The 4,212-nt window shown below is 73.2% G+C and carries 4 protein-coding genes and 1 pseudogene; 4 read left to right on the top strand and 1 reads right to left on the bottom strand.

Annotated elements, in window-relative coordinates:
- The first annotated feature begins 23 nt into the window (after positions 1 to 23).
- From eutC to ypfJ, 4 genes are all read left to right on the top strand, one after another.
- Positions 24 to 767, top strand: a complete 744-nt coding sequence (gene eutC, locus AC1D15_RS20160) for an ethanolamine ammonia-lyase subunit EutC (protein WP_477827366.1) — start codon at positions 24 to 26, stop codon at positions 765 to 767.
- Positions 768 to 797: 30 nt separating this feature from the next.
- Positions 798 to 1,361: a deoxycytidylate deaminase gene (locus AC1D15_RS20155; protein WP_465111704.1), complete on the top strand. Its 564-nt coding sequence runs from the start codon at positions 798 to 800 to the stop codon at positions 1,359 to 1,361.
- Between the two features lie 98 nt (positions 1,362 to 1,459).
- Positions 1,460 to 1,750: a hypothetical protein gene (locus AC1D15_RS20150; RefSeq protein ID WP_477827365.1), complete on the top strand. Its 291-nt coding sequence runs from the start codon at positions 1,460 to 1,462 to the stop codon at positions 1,748 to 1,750.
- A 60-nt stretch (positions 1,751 to 1,810) separates the two neighbouring features.
- Positions 1,811 to 2,692, top strand: coding sequence for a KPN_02809 family neutral zinc metallopeptidase (gene ypfJ / locus AC1D15_RS20145; protein WP_465111706.1), 882 nt, complete (start codon positions 1,811 to 1,813; stop codon positions 2,690 to 2,692).
- Here the strand turns inward: ypfJ and AC1D15_RS20140 are convergent.
- A pseudogene (locus AC1D15_RS20140) lies at positions 2,689 to 4,212 on the bottom strand (hypothetical protein); the annotation flags it as partial. The gene ypfJ and the pseudogene AC1D15_RS20140 overlap by 4 nt on opposite strands.

Raw genomic sequence — 4,212 nt, 5'->3', positions numbered from 1 at the left:
CCAGGGATCCGGCCAAGGATGCGATCACGCGCGACCCGTGGGGCGCCCTGCGCGTGCACACCGCGGCGCGGGTGGCGCTCGGCCGCGCCGGCGTCAGCCTGCCGACCGGCGAGCTGCTGCGCTTCGGCTTCGCCCATGCGCAGGCCCGCGACGCCGTGCACGTGCCGCTCGACGCCGATGCGCTGTGCGCCACGCTGCAGCAGGCCGGCTGGCCGACGCTGCAGGTGCACAGCGCCGCGCCGGACCGCGCCACCTACCTGCTGCGCCCCGACCTCGGCCGCCGGCTCGACGAGGCCTCGGCGGCACGCCTGGCCGACACCGCCGGCGGCTGCGATGTGCAACTGGTGATCGGCGACGGCCTGTCGTCGCTCGCGGTGAGCCGCCATGCCGCGCCGCTGGTCGCCGAGATCCGCGCGCAGGCGCCGCCGGAATGGACCTTCGGCCCCATCGTCGTCGCGCGGCAGGCCCGCGTCGCGCTCGGCGACCCGGTCGGCGAGCTGCTGCGGGCGCGGCTGGTCGTGATGCTGATCGGCGMGCGCCCGGGGCTGAGCTCGCCGGACAGCCTGGGGATCTACCTCACCTGGGCGCCCCGGCGCGGCCGCAGCGACGCCGAGCGCAACTGCATCTCGAACGTGCGGCCCGAAGGCCTGCCGTACGCGCAGGCGGCACGCCGGCTGGTGTGGCTCGCGCGCGAGTCACTGCGGCTGCAGCTGAGCGGCGTGAGCCTGAAGGACCGCAGCGACGTGGTGGAGCTGCCACCGGCGTGAAGGGGCCGAACCGGCCCTAACATGTCGGCCATGCAAAACACCCCGCTGATCCACTGGCATTCGATGTTCATGGGCGTCGCGCTGCTCGCGGCCGCCCGCTCGAAGGACGGCCGCAAGCGCAACGGCGCCTGCATCGCGAGTGCCGACAACAAGATCCTGGGCGTCGGCTACAACGGCCTGCCACGCGGCTGCAACGACGAGGATCCGTCGTACTGGAGCGACATCGACGACGACCCGGTGCAGTCGCGCCACAGCTACATCGTCCATGCCGAGGTGAACGCCATCCTCAACTGCGTGGTGCTGCCGCTCACCGCCAGCACCATCTACACGACACAGTTCCCGTGCCCGCGCTGCGTGCAGTCGATCATCCAGGTCGGCATCCGGCGGGTGGTGTTCCTCGAGAAGAAATCCCACCAGGTCGCGCTGAACCAGGCGTCGGACAAGATGCTGGCCGATGCCGGCATCGAGGTGCTGTCGCTCGAAGCGCTCGAAGCGCCGGCGGCCGAATGGTGCGACAAGCTCGACGACTTCATCCGCGACACCGGGCCGGCCGTGCACGGCGCCACGGATCCCGGGCAGCCGCCACCAAAGTAGCACCGCGGCACCCTCCATATCGCGCGATCACCGCGCGCCCCGGCTGGCTATCGTGTGCAGCACGGCGCGCGCGTTGCGCCGCGATGCATGGAGGTCTCATGCCGGCCCTGTCAGATCCGTTCTCCCCGTCACAGCTTCCCCAGTCGCTGCCGCCTCCCGCAGAGGCACTGCGCCAGTCGCCGCTGATCGCCGACCTGCTGGCGCTGTCGGGCTTCCGCACGCTGATGGCCCGCGACGGAACGCCGGTCAACATCGCCCGCATGATGTTCGACCGGCCCTACGCCTACGAGCGCATCGCCGTCGCGCACGGCAGTGCCGACGCGGCGCTGCAGCGGGCGGCGCTGCAGCTGTTCGGCCTCTACCTCGCGACCGATCCCGACATGCACTGATCCCCATGGCGGGGTCTTCTCGTTACCATGGCCCCTCCAGCCACCAGCCGGGGGAACACCATGAAATGGGAAGGCAACCGCGAGAGCGACAACGTCGAAGACGCCCGCAGCGGTGGTGGCGGCGGCGGAGGCCGCGGCTTCGGCGGCCGCAGCATCGGCCTCGGCTCGGTCGCCATCGCGCTGGTGGCCGGCTGGATCTTCGGCGTCAACCCCCTCACGGTGCTGAGCCTGCTCAGCGGCGGCGGTGGCGGCGCGGTCCCCACCCAGCAGCAGGCGCCTGCCGGCAAGCCGCCGGCCGACGACAAGATGGCCCGCTTCGTCTCGGTGGTATTGGCCGACACCGAAGACGTGTGGCGCGCCAAGTTCAAGCAGATGGGCGGCACCTACCGCGAGCCGAAGCTGCGGCTGTTCCGCGGCAGCGAGCCCACCGCCTGCGGCCGCGGCGAGGCCGCGATGGGCCCGTTCTACTGCCCGGGCGACCAGAAGGTCTACATCGACCTGGGCTTCTACGAGACGATGCGCACGCGGCTCGGCGCGCCCGGCGATTTCGCGCAGGCCTACGTGATCGCGCACGAGGTGGGCCACCATGTGCAGAACCTGCTGGGCATCAGCGGCAAGGTCGATGCGATGCGCGGGAAGGGCAGTGAAGCGCAGCAGAACGCGCTGAGTGTGCGCCTGGAGCTGCAGGCCGACTGCTTCGCCGGCATCTGGGCGCATGACGCGCAGAGCGCCCGCCAGATCCTGGAGCAGGGCGATGTCGAAGAGGCGCTGAACGCCGCCACGCAGATCGGCGACGACACGCTGCAGCGCAAGTCGCAGGGCACCGTGGTGCCGGAAACCTTCACGCACGGCACCAGCGCGCAGCGCGTCAGCTGGTTCAAGCGCGGCTTCCAGACCGGCAGCGTCGAGCAGTGCAACACCTTCGAGGCGCGGCAACTCTAGTTGCCCGCCTCGAACGCCAGTTCGCAGGCCTCGGCGATCGACAGCAACTCGCCCTCGGCCTGCCAGGCCGCCAGCTCGGCCGCATCGGGGTGCCGCGCCAGCAGCCCGGCCAGCCGCGCCCGGTCGGCTTCTTCATTTGGTTGCCGCACCAGCCGGCCGCGCTCGCGGTAGTTGTGCGCCGAGGCGCCGGCCAGCCGCGCGGCCGCGTCGGTGCGGCCCGACAGCGCATGCAGCACGCCGAACAGGTCGAGCATCGACCACATGCAGCTGTCCTCGGGCAGGCGCCGCAGCCGCCGCGCGCACTCTCCGACGACGGCCCGCGCGCGCACGACCTCGCCCTGGTCGAGCAGCGCCCCCACCAGGTTCGCGAACAGCGTGAACTCGTTGGCCGACGCCCGCCCGGGCGGCAGGCGCGGGAGCAGTGCCTCGCCGCGCCGGATCGCGTCGGCGCTGCGGCCGGTGTGGCGGTCGATGTCGACCAGGTTCGCGCCGGTGCGCAACGTGCCTTCGAGGTAGCCGTCGCGCTCGCACAGCAGCGCGAGCGACAGCAGGGCCTCGCGGGCGCGCTCGGCGTCGCCGCCGGTGAAATCCAGCACCGCCTCGGTGGTGCGGCCGTGCACCAGCACCGGCGCCGGCCAGCGCGGGTCCTCGATCGCCTTCGCGCGCGCCAGCGCCCGCCGCGCCTCGGGGTGGTCGAGGCGCCAGTTCAGCGCGAACTCGGCCCAGGCCAGGTACTCGCCGCGCGCATCGCCCAGCTCGGCGTAGCGCTGCGCCGCCAGCTCGGCCGCGGCCCGGCAGCGCTGCGGGTACTCGGTGCTGTGCGCGCGGGCCACGCCCTCCCAGAAGCGCGCCAGCACCCGCACCGGCAAGCCGCCGGAGAGCCGGCCGACCAGCGCCTCGCCGCGCTCGCGGGCCTCGGCGTGCAGCAGCAGCGCGCCCCACAGCGGCGACGCCGAGCCGTACAGCGCGACCGCCCTGTCCGGGTCGTTCGCGGTGGCCTCGTCCAGCGCGGCGCGCAGGTCGTCGAGCTCGGGCGCCCAGCGGTCGCGCCAGGCGCCGGGCGCGCCCTGCGGGTTCGAACGCCAGTGGTCCTCATAGGCCTCGTCGAACACCGCGCACATGCCGCGCGCGAAGGCGGCCCGCACGGCCGCCGCTTCGCCCGAGGCCTGCAGCTTGTCGAGCGCGTACAGCCGGATGCTCTCCGGCAGGCGGTAGCGCGRTGCGCTCGCCCGGTCCACGCTCAGCAGCGAGCGGTCGGCGAGGTCGAGCAGGGTCTCGATGACGCGCGGTGCCGGCAGGTCGTCATCGGCCAGGCACAGCGCGGCGCGGTCGAGTTCGAACGCCCCCGGAAACACGCCGAGCCGGCGGAACACCTGCTGCTCGGCCGGCGACAGCAGCCCGTGGCTCCAGTCGAGCGCCGCGGCGAGCGCGTTCTGGCGCGAGGCCGGCACCTGCGGCAGCGGCGCGAGCAGCCCGAGGCGCTGCTGCAGCCGCTCGGCCAGCGCGGCCAGGCCGAGGGC

Source organism: Rhizobacter sp. P2_H2, assembly GCF_056403375.1.
The sequence above is the reverse complement of the archived record's forward strand: the minus strand, read 5'-3'. Positions and strand labels throughout refer to the sequence as shown.